Here is an 18,008-nt window from a genome sequence, read left to right on the forward strand (position 1 = left end):
GTTTTATATTTTGGTGATTATGATATTCTTCATGCAAAAATGATTCCCATAGATTTATTTTCTTTATAAACAATGATTCATATAAAATTAAAATATCTGATTATCAATATTTTAAATGCATAATTTATAGTTATTCTAAAATAAAAAACCCGATTCAGTTAAGAACCGGGCCTTTATTATTGATCAGCTAAAAATTATTTTATCTTTTTCGCGAAGTAATCACTTTCATTGCCTAATCTGTCAATCGCTTTAATGGCTATGGCATTCAGTTTTTTACCGTCTTTGAACTTAGGAATATCTTTTGAAATGGTATCCAGCGTTAAGATATCCGTCTGCCACACTCCGTCATATTGAGTAAATAGCACCCATTGGAAAACATTTGAAACATTTTTAATACTCCAGCTGGTCTGTGCAAAGCTTCCATTATCCGTTACAAATAAAGTGGGTGTTTGCATTGGCACTGTTTTGATCCATGGTGATTTTGGAATCAGGGCTTTTTCGCTGTAAGGACCATTCTTCAATACAGGCAGCATATTAGGATTTTTGGTAAGTCCGGCAATGCTCCAGTGAATTTCCCCGGCATCGTTTTTAAGAATCTTTCTGGAGATCTCAATCTGATTTTTAATTTCCGTCGGACGATCTGAAACTCTGATTTCTACCGTATTCAGTCCCGGCCATAAGTGGCGGTTCATTGTATTTTCAGACTGCCACCAGCTTAGCAGACCTTCAAAGCTCTGGCCTTTAGATTCAATAGGCCAGTATAGCTGTGGAGAGAAATAGTCTACCCAACCTTTATTCAGCCATAATTTAGCATCGGCATACAGCTCATCGTATTGTGATGATCCTACTACGCCTGCCGGATATCCCGGTTTCCAGATTCCAAATGGACTGATCCCGAATTTCACATTGTTTTTTTCTGCATGAATTTCTTTGTAGATACGTTCTACGAATTTATTCACATTATCTCTTCTCCAATCGGCTCTTGATAATGTTCCGCCGCTGCTTACATAGGCATTCCAGGTTGCATTATCAGGGAAATCTGCTCCTTTATTGTAAGCGGCGTAAGGATAAAAATAGTCGTCAAAGTGAACCGCATCTATATCATATCTTTTCACGATATCTCTTACTACGTTGGAAACGTGCCCCTGTGTTTTCGGATTGGCAGGATCAAACCAGTACATTCCGTTCTTTAATCTTACGACAATATCGGAAAGCTTGTTGGCCATCGACAGCTTACTCACCGAACCTCCATTGGTATGATGAGCACGATAAGGATTCAGCCATACATGCAGTTCCAATCCTCTTTTATGGGCTTCTTCAATCCAAAACTGAAGCGGGTCGTAATTGGGAGAAGGAGCTGTTCCTGTTTCTCCAGTCAAAAAGTAAGACCAGGGCTCAATATTACTGGTATATAAAGCATCGGCAGAAGGTCTGATCTGAAAAATAGCCGCGTTGAAGTTGTTATTCTTCAACATATCCAGCATGCTGATGGCTTCTGCTTTCTGCTGTTCTACGGTAAGATCATTTCTTGAAGGCCAGTTGATATTGGCCACACTCGCGATCCAGGCTCCACGGAATTCTCTTTTGATTTCGGGAAGATTGGTTCTGAAGTTGTCATCTGTAGAGGCCACCGTTCCTGGTGTTGTCGCAACAGGTACTTTGGGTGGGTTTGTATTATTGGTAGGTTTGGTCGGATTTTTTGTGGATGGTGTTTTTACAACATTGTTCTGAACGGAACATGAGGTAGTGTAAGAAGCAAAAACACTCAGTAAAACGATAAGTTTTAATTTGTTTATTCTCATAGTCTTGAAACTATATTATTTTTTATTTCTTAGAGATTATTATGCCAAAATAAGCATTTTACCGGGTTTATATAGAAAAAAAGCCTCGAAAATCGAGGCTTTGATTTTATGTATAAGATTTTTTATTATGCTTTTGCAGATCTTTCTACTCTTTTTCTTTCTTCTTCAGAAAGGATTTTCTTTCTCATTCTGATGAAGTTAGGAGTTACCTCAATTGCTTCATCACCCTGGATGTATTCCATACATTCTTCAAGAGAGAATAAGATTTTCGGAGCAACACCAGTATCTTTATCTTTACCAGAAGCTCTCATGTTGTTCAACTGTTTTGCTTCCACGATGTTTACAACAAGATCTCCAGGTTTGTTTTGCTCACCAATGATCATCCCCGCGTAGATTTCCTCACCCGGATCTACGAAGAACTTACCTCTGTCCTGTAGTTTAGCAATAGAATATTCTGTAGCAGGTCCTTGAGTTTTGCTGATCAGTACTCCATTGTTTCTTCCAGGAATAGCTCCTTTGAAAGGCTTATATTCTGTGAAACGGTGTGCCATGATAGCTTCACCAGCAGTAGCAGTCAACATCTGAGAACGTAATCCGATCAAACCTCTTGAAGGAATTTCGAATTCCATGTGCTGCATTTCTCCTTTAGTTTCCATGATGTGAAGGTCACCTTTTCTCTGAGTAGCAAGGTCGATTACTCTTGATGCATACTCTTCAGGAACGTCTACTACCAAAGATTCATAAGGCTCCAGTTTCTGTCCGCTCTCATCTTCTCTCAAAATAACCTGTGGCTGACCAATCGTCATTTCATACCCTTCTCTTCTCATTGTTTCAATCAAAACAGATAAGTGAAGAATACCTCTACCGAATACTAAGAATGTATTTGCATCGTCAGTCTGTTGAACTCTTAGAGCAAGGTTTTTCTCTAATTCTTTTGTTAATCTTTCTTTCAGGTGGTTAGAAGTAACATATTTACCATCTTTACCGAAGAAAGGTGAATTGTTGATAGAGAACGTCATGTTCAGCGTTGGCTCATCGATAGCCGTTCTTTCCAATGGTTCAGGATTTTCAAGATCTACGAATGAATCACCAATCTGGAATGAATCGAAACCTACTACAGCACAGATATCTCCTGCCTGTACTTCAGTTACTTTTTTCTTTCCTAATCCTTCGAAAACGTAAAGTTCTTTTACTTTTCCTTTTACCACTTTACCGTCTGCCTGAGCAAGACCGATCCACTGAGATTCTTTAATTTCTCCTCTTGTTACTTTCCCGATCGCAATTCTTCCTAAGAAAGAAGAGAAATCCAGAGAAGTAATCTGCATCTGAAGGTTACCTTCAGTTACTTTTGGAGCCGGTACATATTGTAAGATACCATCCAATAATGGTAAAATATCTTCAGTTTGTTCTAATGAAGTGTTGAACCAACCTTGTTTAGAAGACCCGTAGAATGTAGGGAAATCCAACTGCTCTTCAGTAGCCTCAAGGTTGAAGAACAAATCAAATACCTGATCGTGAACTTCGTCCGGACGGCAGTTTGGTTTGTCTACTTTGTTGATTACCACTAGTGGTCTCAATCCTAGTTCCAAAGCTTTCTGAAGTACGAATCTTGTTTGTGGCATTGGTCCTTCGAACGCATCCACCAACAGGATTACCCCATCAGCCATTTTTAATACTCTTTCTACCTCACCTCCGAAATCGGCGTGACCAGGGGTATCAATTACGTTAATTTTTGTGTCTTTATAAGTAACAGAAATATTCTTGGATAAGATGGTGATCCCTCTTTCTCTTTCAAGATCGTTGTTATCCATAATCAACTCTCCACTCTCCTGATTTTCTCTGAAAATATTGGTAGCGTGTATAATTTTGTCAACCAGGGTCGTCTTCCCGTGGTCAACGTGTGCGATAATCGCAATATTTCTAATGTTTTGCATAAAAGATTTTTACGGGTGCAAAAGTAGTGAATTTTAATGAAAAAATATTTGCTTATCTAAATAATTAATATTTTGTTTAAAATACTAATTTACAATACCATAAAAAAGACCGGTTAAAAAACATTCTTTTTTTATGGTTCGTGCACAGGCCTGGGCCGTACATAGATTCTCTTCAAAAGACCTTTATTACCACTCTGGCAAAACCTTTGCCTAATATGAAAACTCCATGTTCTGCGGTATTTTAATACCGATTCTGATATTTTATTGATCTCTTGAACGGTTTTATTTGTCTTTTCAGTATTCATTGAATTCTGTGATAAAGTTAGGAAAAAACAGACAATCAATTTGCTCTGATCTCCTTACTATTGTATCATTCGTAAAAATATTTTGAAGATCGTCTGTTAATGCCTTATGAAACGGTAAAGTAATACAACGTCTATTAAAACCACAATGAAAAACTTCACCAGAAACGACTTCTTAGAAACTTTATGATGAAACAGGATCATTCCTAAAGCGGCGCCTACTACTCCACCCAATAAAGAAAGGCCTAAAAGAGTGTTCTCAGAAATCCTCCACTGGTGTTTCCGGGCTTGCCATTTATCAAATCCAAAAGCACCAAAAGTGATCAGATTAACAATCAGCAGAAAAGTAATCATCCTTACGTTAATTTTCCAGCAAAAATAAGACTTAATTGATAGAGTAAAATACTTTTAGTGATTGACTATGTTTCCAGAACAGGATTTTTTACATTTGCCATTCGTAAAAAACAAATCAATGACAGTACAGGATCTTGCAGGAACTTATTCTATTAAAGGAAGCAATCAGGAAGAATCTTCCGATATTTCTTACTATGGCACTTTAACCTTAGCGATCGATTCCTTTAACCGAATAGTCGCGCAATGGCTCATTGGCGATCATGTACAGCATGGCACGGGGTTTTACAAAGATCAGATCTTGGTTCTCAATTTCAATTATGAAGGTGATGATCAGAAAATCTACAAAGGAGTGGCCGTATACCGTTGTTTAAGTAAAGATGTTCTGGATGGCTTTTGGTCTGAGAAGCATGGCAACCCTCTGTATTTGGGGAGTGAGTATTGTGTGAGGGTGAAGGGTTCGGAGTTTTTGAATTGAGATTAACTCTTAGTCTATAAATCTAACAAAGTAATTTTCATATGTAAATTATAAAGGTAATTCATTCAAAATCTTTTTTTGCAGCCTCCAGCCTGGCAAAAACCTATCCATAAGAATAATAAAATTCTTATTATGGTTTCTTTCAAGTAAATGAACCAATTCATGTACAACAATATATTCAATACAGTCAATCGGTTTTTTTGCCAATTCTATATTAAACCAGAGCATTCGTTTTTCAGTATTACAACTTCCCCATTTAGTTTTCATTTTTCTGATACCAAAATTAATATCCTCTAGATTCATCAATTGAGCATACTTTAAGATTAATGACCCGATCTTTATTTCTAATTCTTTCTTATACCAATTATAAAGTGTATTTTGCTTTTGCTCTATAGTTGCATCAGCTACAGCATATAACTCAATAGTATTATGCTTTAAAACTAATTTAGGTCTCTTACTTTCGATCACCTTCATTAGATAACGTTTGCCCAAAAATTGATGACTTTCTTGCGTGATCATCAGTCTTGGTTTTTCTCGTTCTTGGCTTCTTATTTTCTCTTGTTCTCTTTTTATCCAACTGAGCTTAGTAGCTGCGTATATTTTCACTTTCTCAAGATCATAAAATTCGGGTGAAGCAATGGTCACCCGCCCATCGGGCGGGTGCACACTGAGATGTAGATTTTTAATCTTTTTAAAAGTAATCTCAATTTCTACGGAACCTATATAGAGTATACTATTTGACATTAATATTCATCTTTATGAGCATCAATGATTTTATAAATTTCTTCCACTTTATTGATATCAACTACCACATCATAAATTGCTTTTTTCACCAGTTTCTGTTTAGCAATATTCTCTCTAAATCCATCCTGTTTAGCATATTGAACCGCTTCTTCCAAAACTAATGCCAACTGTTCATCACCATCCAAAGTATGATATAATGCTACTTTTCCTTTGGTATTTAACGATTTCGGAAGATCATCATGTTTCCCTTGATTGACCTGACGAATAACTTCTGCCATTTCTTTTAAGTACTGTTGATAATTAATTATTTCTTGCTTTCTCCTTTCAATTAATTCCTGTAATAAAATAGACATTTGGTCAAAATATTTTGGATCCAGTAAATGTTCCTCTACAATCTTACTGCGTACATTATTTTCAATAATCTCAGCCACAGCTTCATGATTACCTTTAATTTCATTAGGCAAGCTGTTAATCGCAGAATCTATATTAATTTCGAGTAAATCTAATAAAGAAGTATTTTCAAAAGGTGAAATTACTTCTGATTCGTCTGCTTTTATATAAGTATCAATTAAGAAACGCATATCTGCTTCATAAGCTTTTAAATTAATGGTCTCTCCTGAAGCAATACGAATGATCTCTCTTAAACTTAAATATTCATCTAACTTATCATTAAATCTTTTGATTTCTGTGTCAGTAAATTCTGCAGCAATAAAATCTGCCTTCACATTGGTATAGGCACGAATATATTCTACAATAGCTTTATATAAAGCCATACGTTTATATTCAGTAGCTTTTAAATCTTCTGGATTCTCTGTATTTCCACAGAAATAATGAATATACGACAAATCATCTTTAGGCTTCTCTACATTCTCGCAAATACTTTCTACGATCTCAAAAGCGGTAAATAAGCGATCCTTAGCAACCTTTAAGCGATCTTTTAATTGTATGCTTACTTCTTCCTGAGTAAACTCTTCACTATCTAACTCTGAAGTATAAACATTTATAGCATCCTTCACGTTTCCAAATAACTCCATATAATCGATGATATATCCATAATCTTTATCATCAGTATCTAAGCGGTTTACTCTACAAATAGCTTGAAATAGCGTATGATCCTGCATCTTTTTATCAATGTAAATATAAGTACATGGCGGTGCATCAAATCCTGTCAGTAATTTAGAAACTACAATAAGCAGTTTCATTCTTGCAGGCTCTTTTCGGAAACTTTCCTTCGCATCAGCTTCATACGTTTCCGTTTTAGATTTATTGCCTTTTACATTTACCTCTTTTAATAAATCTGTATACGTTTTATAAATAAATTGTTTATCTGTTTCATTATCTGTACCGGTATCTTCCAATGAAACATCATTTGCATTGGGATTATATGAAGTAATGATAGCACATTTATTTTTGAGTTCGGTATTCAAAAACAAATTATAATATTTTGCGGCTTCATATATACTTGAGGCTACCAAAATAGCATTTCCCATCTGGTGTTTCAAACGAGGTTTAGTAGAAAAGTCTACAATAATATCTGCTACAATTTTTTCCATTCTACTTTTCGAACTTAGAACATTTTGCATGGTTCCCCACTTCTTTTTCAGTTCGTTTTTTTGGAAATCATTGAGCCCTGCAGTTTTTGCTTCAAACCATTGGTCGACTTTAATTTGAGAGGTTAGATTTTGTTCAATAGCCCGACCTTCATACATCAAATCTTTTACTACCCCATCCGCTACTGCTTCATTAAATTTGTAAGTGTGTATGTATCTTCCAAAAACATCCATTGTTGTTTTCTTATCTTCTTTTAACAAAGGAGTTCCTGTAAAGCCTATAAAAACTGCATTATGCAAAACGGCTTTCATTACTTGATTCAGTTTACCGCTTTGTGTACGGTGGCACTCATCTATAAACACAAAAATTTCGCCCTGTGTCTGTACAGGATTATTTTGTAATTCTTTAATGAATGTATCAAAATCAGTCTCTGTTTTATTACCAAATTTGTGAATTAACGAACAAACCAATCTTGGTCTTGAAGAAGTTAAAAATTGCATTAGCTCTTTTCCTGATCTTGTTTTGGCAACATCCGTTTCTCCCACATCTTTAAATACCCTTTCTATCTGGTCATCCAGTTCGGTACGGTCTGTTAATATTACTATTCTTGAATTAGCAACATTCTCCAAAATCCACTTACCCAGCATAACCATCATTAATGATTTACCAGAACCTTGAGTATGCCAGATAATACCACCTTCTTTTTTACGGATAAATTCCTGTGCTTCTTTCAAAGCAAAATACTGGTGAGGGCGAGGAAGCTTCTTTTTACCTGCATCAAAAACAACTCCGTTATAAATGATATCTAAAATACGTTCTTTAGCACATAATTTCTTTAGATATTTATCTAATTTATAACCTTTATTATCGTTTTCATCTTCTTTCCAGGCAAGGTAATATTTATTTTCAGTTTCAATGGTTCCATATTTCAAACCTTGTGTATTATTTCCTGCCATCAGCAGCTGAACTGTGGTATAAAACCATTCATTGAATAATATTCTTTGATTGGAAATAGATTGATTAATACTTTCAGAAATATCTGTAGTTCCTCTTTTTAACTCCAAAACACCAATGGCAATACCATTGATGTACAAAACCACATCTGGGCGACGGTTGTTTTCACCTTTTGTTAATGTAACTTCTTCTGCAATACCGAATTCATTTTTGTCAAAATCATTCCAATCAATGGGAAAAATAGTATCAAATTGTTCACCCAGATCGGGACGTGCTTTCACTCCATAACGTAACAACGAATACATTGCTTTGTTTCGGAGATACAAATTACCTGAAGTAGAAGTTGCGAAATCATATACTTCTTTTATTGCTTTATCTGTCAACGTTTCTGAATATCCTCTATTCAACAGATTCTGCTTCAGAATTTCGTTCTCTACATTACTATTGTGTTCTCGTTTTTCCCAATTGCCATAATAAGTATAGCCTAGCTCTTCTTGAAATAATTCAACTATTCTGTTTTGAGTAATTCGTTCTATAGGGTTGATCATGGGTTAGTTTAATTTTTATATATTTTATAACGTTTAAAATAGACCAAAAATCGCTTAAATGCTCATCATCACTAATTCTTTCTGCTATGATTTTATTTTTGCGTGGTATTAGTCTAATTCTATCTCCTTTTACTTCAATAGAAGGACTGTTGTCCCAGCCCTTTGTTCTATGAATTTTTACATCATCAGAATCAGGAAAATATTTAAACTTAATGAATTCCAGAAGTACATCGTTAAAATAACCACGAGTATTTCCCTTATTAAGCTGATAAGCATATTTATTATCTGCGAGCTTAATAATTTTAGACTCACCATAATCAAATAACTCTTCACAATAAACATACAAATGATGAAATTCAATATGTTCTAAAGGTTGAGTAATAAAATTATCTAATGGGAAAGTGTCACTATAATTAGAAATAATTTTTTTGAGAAAACCTTCAACATTCTTATAATCAAATTCTTCCTTATCAATTAACGCAATAATTTCTGAGGCATTATTTTTAGATAAAAATCCTAACCAATTTTCTCTTCTGGCACGATATGTTGATGTATCATTTTTAAGTATATAATAAGCATCACCTCTTTTATCAAAATAATTTCCTTTTGTTAATAACGCTCTTTGTAACAACTTTTCACTATGGTCTAAAATATCGAGATTAAACAATGTAGCTAATTGTTTATGGAAAAAATCAAAATCTTTTTTATCTCCTTTAGCAAGATTCAGAAGAAATCCAATCTTTCCTTTAAAATTAGAATGGCTTTCAGCTTTACTTATTAAATCAATCCATAAATTATTATTTACAGCAGTCTTATCTGTTTTTATTAATTCCCATTTTCTCTTTTCTTCATTAATTTGGTCATCAGTAAAAACAATGCTCTTTTTATTATCTCTTTTTTCTAACCAGGTATAAATATCACATTCATTATCTTTCAAAAATTGATTAATCAAATTGATATCATTAAATGCATTTTTATAGAGAATGGGACTATCAAAAGTTTGATTATTAAAAAGATTAAACATGACCCTTAAATAATCTTTAAATAAATTTCCTTTTTTTATCCTATCACTGTTAATTTCTACAAATGAAAGAATGATATAGTTCTTTACTAAATCAACCCAAGATGTCTTAGAATCAATATTAAACCAATAGTTATAAAATTCCGAACTATGTTCACTAAAAAAATATTCTTCCTTTGATAATTCATTACAATTATCAAGTATTTTAAAATAAGTACTTAATCTATTTCTTATTAGAGCATTTATTTTATTTTTGGTAAGTTCTTTTGTTAATAATTTCGATGTTAGATCAGAGTAATAATTTTCAAAATCAAAATTATCCTCTTCATTATCACTTTGTAAAATATCTGTAATTCTTTTGTCGTCTTTTGAAAATGACGAACCAGAGATTTCAGCAAACCTAGTAATGTCAATTAATAGTAATCTTTTAAAGAAGCGATAGTATACATCATCAATATCAAAAACATTTGTACTTTTTTTATCCCAAAACAAGTCATTCCATTCAATATCAAATTTACCTTTATAAGTCTTCCAGGTCTTAGAATCTATCCATTTTTCTTCTTCTATTTTTCCAAATAACCAAGCTTTAAAATTTTCAAAAAGAGATAATTCTTTCCCCCTGGCATTCATTTTCACATACAAATCATCTGATAAATTAAAATCCAGTAAATTTAAAAAGTCAAATTTCAATAAATTTGTTTCAGTTAAAATTTTCCAGTAATTTATTAATTCTTCTCTGTCTAAATATTGAGCTTTATAGTGAATAGCTTGTAACATATTCAACATTGCTTGGACTGTAGGATCATTTAACCAGGATTTAGAAAAAAATTCCAAATCAATAATTTCTTTATAAAACTTTCCTTTCTTTAACTCTGACTGTACCTCTTCATTCTCAAATAGTAAACTAATTTCCCGGCTAGTCAAAAGTTTAAGACAAGCTGATGAACTTTTTCTTGTTTTGTATCTAAATCTCCTCAGTATTGCTATTTCATTCTTATAATCTAATCTTTTTGCGATATACCAATGAATCAAAAATAATGTTGTTAACCTTTGTTGTCCATCTAAAGGAATTAAATAAACTAATTCTGATTTATCCCTTGATTTATCCGTGATCTTAATATCCTCTATATTTAAATCTATTGTAAGAGCATAATCCTTTATACTGCTAATTAATGACTGAATAGCCTGTTTATTTCTTCTATGCTCCTCTTCATTTCTTAATCCATAGATTTTACCATACACAAAGTCCAGAGAAAGCTCCGTCTTCGTGTGTAACGAATTAAATATCGAATCCAGGAATGATGTTCTAACTTTACTTGCCTTTACAGTTTCTCTTCCTTGCGCATAATCTCGTTGAATAGGTGGTATTTCTATCCCATAATGTTGTATAATTGCCCAAAAAGTTTCAATTTTTCCCATTCCATTAAATATTAGTTGGTAAATAGCCTTTTAAACGTTGAGCAATAGCTTTACAATAGCTATCACCATCTTCTTTTGTCCAGCTTTCGATATTAACATTATCACTAAAGATTTTATTAAAAGCATTTAAAGTTTCAATAGGTATAAAAACAGGCTCTTTGTCATCATTATAGCCACGCTTATCGAATTCAAGTATTTTAATACGCTTATCTTTAAATGATTTGTTACCTAAAGCACTATTGGTATTCTTATCTAATAGCAATAAATTATCAACGGAATGGGTAGTTTCCTCAATCTCTTTTGAGAAATCTTCGATCAATTTCATTAATGCTTTATTCTTATCCAATTCATCAATATCAAGTTTTTTTAACTCATCAATTAACTCATCCTGTAAAGGTTTTTCTGCATACAAATGCATATCTGTAATCCATTGGGTGTAGATTTCCATGCTCTCAAATCCTTTCGGATTTTGTGGATTAATATGTTCAATACTCCATTGCTGTTTTACATACAAATCAAAGGGAAATTTGTAACCAGCCATGTTCTCTAAATAATAAAAAACATTATACAACAACAGAACATTCATTGTTTCATTATAAAAGTATTTATAATTTAAATTATCTAAAAGATAAGGCTTATGTTTAATCTTATCTCTTTCAACAGTTTTATCAAATTCGACCCTAACGATTTCCATTAAATCTTCTTTGAATTTATCGCGATTACTTCCCTTACTTATTTCCAGTATTTCATCTAAATTTTTAATTCTGGAATTGGTAAGAAATCCTATAAAATGATAAAGTTCTTTATCTTCAAACCAATTAATAAATTTATAATGTAAGCGTAAAACCTGATCCCAAGAGTTGCCGATATTTTCATTTTTGTTAAATGATGATTCTATTTCTCGATAAGCAAAATAAGAATCGCTATTTTTACACTTTTGTAATTCTAAATCAAACAAAAAGTCGATTCTTGTTCCCTGCTTATATTTTGATTCGTCAGGCTGGATAAAGTACCAAAATCTTTCGTTTTGAAGTTGTTTTTCAACCCCATCCCATTCAGTAGCAAATTCATTTATTTTTAATACAGCTATGGACTCAGGTTCTCTGTTTTTAATGTCTAATATAAATAAGGCTTTTATAAGTTCTGAAGATGTTAAGCTAATTTTCCCTTTATTATTATTCAAAAATACTTTTATTATTTCATCATGATTTTGGCTGGCTTCCAGAGAGTACCAGATTACCTTAACACTTTCTGTGAACTTTTCAATAAAATTATTCCTTTCACCTTTATCCTTCAGATTAATTTCTATCCAACGTATCAAATAACAGCTTACAATAAAGAAGTGATATATATCTACATTATTATATTCCATATGTTCAGAAATATATTGACTCCATAATGTATTTACAGCATTTTGATCAGCATAATTAAACTCTATAAATTCATCATCTTTTATAGACCTTAAATCTAAACTATAAATAGTATCTAAATTATTTTTTAAATAATATCCGCTTCTTTCCCTTGTTTGGAAATCAATTTCATACAAAGAATTTGATTCTATCCATTTTTTATGTTCTAAGTATCTTAAAATAAGATATATAGTAGTAGTTCGCTGTTGACCATCTACTACTTCATTTTTTTGATGTATTTCCGTACTATCTGTTTGTATTTTAGGTTGAATTATTTCAAGAGATTTTAGGATCAAAGGCTGCAAACAATACATCCCCATATTTTTATCAAAAGAATGAATATCATTTAGCAATTCTAAAATTTCCTTTTTCCCCCACTTGTAACCACGTTGGTATGAGCCTATAATAAATTTTTTATGAGCCAAATCTTTTAGTGGAAGTAACACTAATGTATTATGATGGAGTTTCTTATTCATGAAAAAAACGTTATTCTGAGGCAATAAGATATCAATTGGTTTTTCGGGTAATGTCTTATTACACTCATATTCTTCGGAAAATGCAGTATCTAAAAATTCACCATAAGCACGCAAACCACTCAAATAATTCTGAATGGTATTAGGCGCTTTTTGTAACTTTTCATCCATACCTTCTTTGGAAAGCATTTCCGTAATATCCTTTAAGCTTTCTTTAGTATGTAAAGATTTAATATCGACTTTTATTGCAGATAAGGCATTACGCACATAGCTGTCATAACTAATGGCACAGCCTTCGGATACTATCTTTTTGTGAATAAGCCACTGTATAAAATGAGTTTGTTTGTTTTTGTTCAAGGTTAAAGTTTTTTTGAAAGGACCATGGCTGGTGAAAATGTTAAAATTTGTTTTTATATTAATCGTACTCTCCCTGTCAGCAATTCCTGCATCATCCCTTGTTTTATCTGTCGGGCTTTTGCTAGTTGAGCTTCCAGAACTTCCAGTTCAGCATCCATATCCGATAAGATCGTGGCGATACGAGTTTGCTCGTTGAATGATGGAATTATAATTTCAATTTGCTCGAGAGTATTTTTATTCAAACTTGGTACTCCAGAAGCTTCATTGTATTCTCTCCAAGGAATTAAAAGGAACTGATAATAGATGTAGATTGGATTAACTCCCAAAAAAGAATGTGTGAAAAACAGTGTATCAACAGTCCAAAATTTACCTACCAACAAAACAGGTTTATCAATTGTACCTTTTCTCCCAATTCCAACAGAGATTCCATCATAAAGATAATTATCCACGAATGTCAGAACTCCTCCAGTTCCATAAACAGGAATATCTCCGCTACTTAAGTGTTTATAATCTCTACCGCTTCCAAACTTCAAAACCTCCCCCAACTTCTTCACTTCCCAACCCTCCTTAGGTGTCAACAATTCCTGCATTGCACCTTGTTTGATGAGGCGTTTTTTGGCAATGAGTTGCTCCAGACTTTCTATCCACGCATCGGCATCACTCAAGGCTTCCGCTATCGCTTCTTGCTCGGGTAAGGGTGGACAAACAAAATTAAAGTTGACAAAATCTTTTTGATAAAGATGAGTTATAGTAGAACCAGCTGTAATTTTTAAAAGAAAATCATCAAAGTAGAATGACATCAAAACGTAATAGAAGAATCTATTATTAATTTCCTTTGATTTAGGTCTTATAACAAATACTCCACTGTTTAAAGTTGTAGGTGTGGGTAAAAAATCAATATAAGCAATTTTTCCAATTGTGCCGTCTTTTGTCACAAGTACATCATCATTTTTCAATTGAATATTTCTATCTTGGTCAAATCGTATTTTTTCAACAAATACACAATTATCCCAATCAATATATCCATTTTTAAAATCAGTTCCAGTTACCAATCCATAATTACCCCCATCAAGATATTCTGCAGTTGTCAATCCTTGCCAACCAATCCTTGCTTTTATAGTAAAATTTTTCTCTAAATTTATTACATTCCAATCTTTCGGTAACAAACCAATCTCTGTATGCTTCATTATATGTTCCTTTACCATACCAATCCCATTTTTTGCAGGTGAGCCAATACTTTTTGCGAAGCTTCCGCTGTTTGGGTTTCCAAAGTAGGTAAAGCCTGTTGGTATCGGTCTGCCAATTCCTTAATGCGTTGCGTCAAGTTTTGGCTTAGTTTTTCCTGTTCGCTGTTCAGGGCATTTTGCAAAACGGGTATCCATTTATGGTTGATCACCATATCTTTTATTTCGGTTTCGGTTAATAAAGGATATTGCGCCACCACTTTGAGTTCCAAATTCTCTTTGGCTATTTTGATGAGTTTAGTAATTCCACCTAAAGCTTCCTGCGTATCGATATAATTTTTGATGTATTTTAATTCTTCTTTAGAAGCATTTTCGGCTTTACGTACTTTATAAAAATCTTTTACATTTTTAAGATTGATTTTTTCCAAATCGCTGAAAATACCTTCTTCACCACTGTTTTCTTCTTCTATTTCAGCAAGAGCTTCTTGCGTAAGATTCAGTTGATTTTCTAAATCCTGTAAACTCTCATATTCTTTCTTAAAGAAATAATTAATCATCATTTCCGGAGTTATCATTCTTCCTTCAATTCCAGCTAAGCCGAGGATATCTTTATCTTGAGCTATCTTACCATCTTTCCCTTTTTTCCCTTTAATGACCAATCGGGTATATTCATTTCCTGCTTTCCAGCCATCCATTGAAATGGAATAGAAGTCATCCTGCATCACTTCGTTCCAGTATTGCATCAAATGCTGATACATTGAATAACGATTGATTAAAGCATTATTTTCAAAATGACTTAAGATCGTTTGTGCTGATATTTCAAAGGCTTCTTTTATTCCAAAACCTTTGTCCAAATTATTCCATGTCGTTTGTTGTTCATTCAACCATTCATCAAAATCATTATGCATTTTCTTATTAAATGTAACAAATTCCGGATGATTAAAAATCGTAGCTTTAATTTCTTCAGCAGGCACTTTTAGTTCAAAATAACTTGTTCGTAGCTGGCTGAACAAATTTGCTTTCAATGACGGGAACAAATCCCAATACGCCTGCAAACTATCCACATCCTTTTGGGGAATACCACCTAATAAATGTCCTGCTAAATCCTGAATATCTTCAGCTTCCTGAGTATCAATATAACGTGGAATGTTGAGGTTATAATCGTTTTTAGGGTCCGAAATTTCTGTCATTGATACCATCCGGCTAAACTTCGGCAGTTCGGCAAAAGCATCAAACACATCAGTAATCTTGCGAATGTCCTGTTCACGCAAGCGGTTTTTATTACCATCTTTTACAAAGCCTTTACTGGCATCAATCATAAATATTCCTTTTCGATGTTCGGCATTTTCTTTGTCAAGAACAATAATACAAGCCGGTATACCCGTACCATAGAATAAATTGGCAGGCAAACCTATAATCGCTTTGATATAACCTTTCTTTAAAATATTTTTACGAATTTCTCCCTCAGCATTCCCACGGAATAAAACCCCGTGGGGCAATACAACAGCTCCTTTTCCGTTAGCGTTCATTGATTGCAAAATATGCAATAGAAAAGCGTAATCACCATTCTTTTCTGGTGGAACTCCTAAGGCAAAACGATTGTATTCATCATTTTCTATATTTACCCCATTACTCCAACTTTTTAAGGAGAATGGAGGATTGGCAACAACATAATCAAATTGTTCGAGTATCTCAGTAGAATTAGTAGTACCTGACAATAAAGAAATAGGATCTTCTTTCATTGGTTTTGAAATATCAACAGGAATTTTTTTCCGATATGCTGGTCTTGAAAGAGTGTTATCTGCAACAATTGTTGCCGTTTCGGCGCCATGTAAAATCATATTCATATGCGCTAAATTGGCAGTTGTAGTTTCTTTTTCCTGGCCATAGAGATCAATATTTTTGCCCGCTTCATTCATTACTTTTAATAATAATGAACCTGAACCGCAGGTAGGATCATAAGCTTTTGTTTGGTTTGAAGAATTTTTTTGATTAATACCAATCACTTTCGCTAATACTCTTGAAACTTCTGCGGGGGTATAAAACTGTCCTTTTGATTTTCCACTTTCAGTAGCAAAATGGCGCATCAGATATTCATAAGCATCTCCTAAAATATCGTCTCCTTCCGCAGAATTACCTGAAAAATCCAAACTTGGATCATTAAAAATACGAACCAGATTAGAAACTGTATCTACTAGATCTTTTCCTTTACCTAATTTATTTGGGTCATTGAAATCAGGAAACTCATTAAGTTTATTAGCTTCCTTAATAGGATTCAGTATCTGTTTATTGATCTTATCACCAATTTCCGCATTACCGATCAAATTAACCATATCATCAAAAGACGCATTTTCAGGGACAGTAATCGCCCCAAACGGATCGCCTTTGTATTTATCTGAAATGTACTTTACAAATAACATCGTAAGCACATAATCTTTATATTGAGAAGCGTCCATTCCGCCTCGTAATTCATCACAACTAGCCCATAACGAGCTATATAGCTCAGATTTTTTAATTGCCATTAATATCTACTTCAATTTAAGCGTTAAATATAGCCAAAAAAAGTAGTTTTTCTATTCAATACTTTTTTATAGTAATCAACTTTTTAATACTTTTTTATAGAATATGCCAGTGTTAAATAAATAGCTTTTTCTAGAAATAAGAATAATTACAAAAAAAATCTCCACCTTTTCAGGTGGAGATCAACATTAAATCATCGTTAAAGCTCCGAGATAGGAACTATTGCAGGCAATGTCTTCCTCTGCCCTATTCAAATAAGCCCAGACCTGCATTTCTTTACCTGCGTAATATGCTGGTAGAGCTACCTCTTTTGTTAAAGCGCTTCTTTCAGCCATAGCTTCAAAAACAGCAAATGAATCCAGCTCTTTGTTATAACAGATTACCGTCACCTGATCTGTCCCAGCCGCGTTTCCCTGCGTCGTATTGTCTTCCCAGGTCAGGCTGATTGTATTTCCAGCCTGAGGAGTGGCGTTTACATTCTGAAAACCTGTAAGATCACCTTTCGTAATCAGAATCTTGTTATAGATCAGTTCCGGAACATCTGCGACCATCTGAACCGCTTCGTTGATGGTGTAAGATACTGCCAGATTGATTCTGGACTTCGACCCGCTGTTCAATCCGAAATATTTTTTCTGGATGGAACCTAAAGGGCGTAAAAAGCTTATCACAAGCTTAAATTTCATCTGTTGAACCATTTGTTTTTCGCTGGGAGGTCTGTTGCTGGGAGTGGGAATACTTCGGATAATATCCTTACCGCGCCAGTTGGCTCCTACAATTGTTCCTACTTTTCCTGAGAATCCACCAAGGATTCCTTTTGTTATTCGTGCCATTTTAGTGTGTTTTTTTGATTACATGAACGAATGTATAAAGGAATTTTCAATGGACCATCACCCGTGAAAATAATGACTGTTTTTGATAGGTTTTGACGTCTTTTGACCGGTTTACAACCTACTTTCTTCGA

Annotated in this window: 11 protein-coding genes; 1 reads left to right on the forward strand and 10 read right to left on the reverse strand. The window is 33.6% G+C overall.

Annotation, left to right across the window (positions count from 1 at the left end):
• Positions 1-194 precede the first annotated feature (194 nt).
• The 3 genes from ACL9RH_RS07275 to ACL9RH_RS07285 form a co-directional block, all read right to left on the reverse strand.
• Complete coding sequence (locus ACL9RH_RS07275) at positions 195-1,802, reverse strand: glycoside hydrolase family 10 protein (protein ID WP_422692697.1); 1,608 nt, start codon at positions 1,800-1,802, stop codon at positions 195-197.
• Between the two features lie 125 nt (positions 1,803-1,927).
• Complete coding sequence (gene typA, locus ACL9RH_RS07280; RefSeq protein ID WP_422692698.1) at positions 1,928-3,736, reverse strand: translational GTPase TypA; 1,809 nt, start codon at positions 3,734-3,736, stop codon at positions 1,928-1,930.
• A gap of 401 nt (positions 3,737-4,137) precedes the next feature.
• Positions 4,138-4,392 carry a DUF1294 domain-containing protein gene (locus ACL9RH_RS07285; protein WP_422692699.1) on the reverse strand — a complete coding sequence of 85 codons (255 nt, stop codon included), beginning with the start codon at positions 4,390-4,392 and terminating at the stop codon, positions 4,138-4,140.
• A gap of 118 nt (positions 4,393-4,510) precedes the next feature.
• Here ACL9RH_RS07285 and ACL9RH_RS07290 point away from each other — a divergent pair, with 118 nt between their 5' ends.
• Positions 4,511-4,867, forward strand: coding sequence for a hypothetical protein (locus tag ACL9RH_RS07290; protein ID WP_422692700.1), 357 nt, complete (start codon positions 4,511-4,513; stop codon positions 4,865-4,867).
• 48 nt (positions 4,868-4,915) lie between these two features.
• On the opposite strand, the gene ACL9RH_RS07295 is transcribed toward ACL9RH_RS07290, so the two are convergent.
• From ACL9RH_RS07295 to ACL9RH_RS07325, 7 genes are all read right to left on the reverse strand, one after another.
• Positions 4,916-5,611 (reverse strand): M48 family metallopeptidase, encoded by a 696-nt coding sequence (locus tag ACL9RH_RS07295; protein ID WP_422692702.1) that lies wholly within the window; start codon positions 5,609-5,611, stop codon positions 4,916-4,918.
• Positions 5,611-8,664 carry a type I restriction endonuclease subunit R gene (locus tag ACL9RH_RS07300; RefSeq protein ID WP_422692703.1) on the reverse strand — a complete coding sequence of 1,018 codons (3,054 nt, stop codon included), beginning with the start codon at positions 8,662-8,664 and terminating at the stop codon, positions 5,611-5,613. The genes ACL9RH_RS07295 and ACL9RH_RS07300 overlap by 1 nt, the downstream gene beginning before the upstream one ends.
• Entirely contained in the window at positions 8,621-11,104 is a 2,484-nt protein-coding gene (locus ACL9RH_RS07305) for a GmrSD restriction endonuclease domain-containing protein (RefSeq protein WP_422692704.1), read from the reverse strand. The genes ACL9RH_RS07300 and ACL9RH_RS07305 overlap by 44 nt, the downstream gene beginning before the upstream one ends.
• Positions 11,105-11,108: 4 nt before the next feature.
• The gene (locus ACL9RH_RS07310) at positions 11,109-13,343 is read right to left on the reverse strand and encodes a DUF262 domain-containing protein (protein WP_422692705.1); all 2,235 of its coding nucleotides are present in this window, start codon (positions 13,341-13,343) and stop codon (positions 11,109-11,111) included.
• Between the two features lie 53 nt (positions 13,344-13,396).
• Complete coding sequence (locus ACL9RH_RS07315) at positions 13,397-14,548, reverse strand: restriction endonuclease subunit S (protein ID WP_422692706.1); 1,152 nt, start codon at positions 14,546-14,548, stop codon at positions 13,397-13,399.
• Positions 14,542-17,049, reverse strand: coding sequence for an N-6 DNA methylase (locus ACL9RH_RS07320; protein ID WP_422692707.1), 2,508 nt, complete (start codon positions 17,047-17,049; stop codon positions 14,542-14,544). Before ACL9RH_RS07320 ends, ACL9RH_RS07315 begins: the two co-directional genes overlap by 7 nt.
• A gap of 186 nt (positions 17,050-17,235) precedes the next feature.
• A complete protein-coding gene (locus ACL9RH_RS07325) occupies positions 17,236-17,877 on the reverse strand; it encodes a DUF6266 family protein (protein WP_422692708.1) in 642 nt (213 codons plus the stop codon).
• Positions 17,878-18,008: the final 131 nt, after the last annotated feature.

The sequence above is a fragment of the Chryseobacterium sp. Mn2064 genome (assembly GCF_049319685.1).
Taxonomy (GTDB): domain Bacteria; phylum Bacteroidota; class Bacteroidia; order Flavobacteriales; family Weeksellaceae; genus Chryseobacterium.

What these genes read in the sequence shown, in the direction of transcription:
- ACL9RH_RS07275 (WP_422692697.1), bottom strand. Translation starts at nt 1,802, where the DNA reads ATGAGAATAAACAAATTAAAACTTATCGTTTTACTGAGTGTTTTTGCT.
- typA (WP_422692698.1), bottom strand. Translation starts at nt 3,736, where the DNA reads ATGCAAAACATTAGAAATATTGCGATTATCGCACACGTTGACCACGGG.
- ACL9RH_RS07285 (WP_422692699.1), bottom strand. Translation starts at nt 4,392, where the DNA reads ATGATTACTTTTCTGCTGATTGTTAATCTGATCACTTTTGGTGCTTTT.
- ACL9RH_RS07290 (WP_422692700.1), top strand. Translation starts at nt 4,511, where the DNA reads ATGACAGTACAGGATCTTGCAGGAACTTATTCTATTAAAGGAAGCAAT.
- ACL9RH_RS07295 (WP_422692702.1), bottom strand. Translation starts at nt 5,611, where the DNA reads ATGTCAAATAGTATACTCTATATAGGTTCCGTAGAAATTGAGATTACT.
- ACL9RH_RS07300 (WP_422692703.1), bottom strand. Translation starts at nt 8,664, where the DNA reads ATGATCAACCCTATAGAACGAATTACTCAAAACAGAATAGTTGAATTA.
- ACL9RH_RS07305 (WP_422692704.1), bottom strand. Translation starts at nt 11,104, where the DNA reads ATGGGAAAAATTGAAACTTTTTGGGCAATTATACAACATTATGGGATA.
- ACL9RH_RS07315 (WP_422692706.1), bottom strand. Translation starts at nt 14,548, where the DNA reads ATGGTAAAGGAACATATAATGAAGCATACAGAGATTGGTTTGTTACCG.
- ACL9RH_RS07320 (WP_422692707.1), bottom strand. Translation starts at nt 17,049, where the DNA reads ATGGCAATTAAAAAATCTGAGCTATATAGCTCGTTATGGGCTAGTTGT.
- ACL9RH_RS07325 (WP_422692708.1), bottom strand. Translation starts at nt 17,877, where the DNA reads ATGGCACGAATAACAAAAGGAATCCTTGGTGGATTCTCAGGAAAAGTA.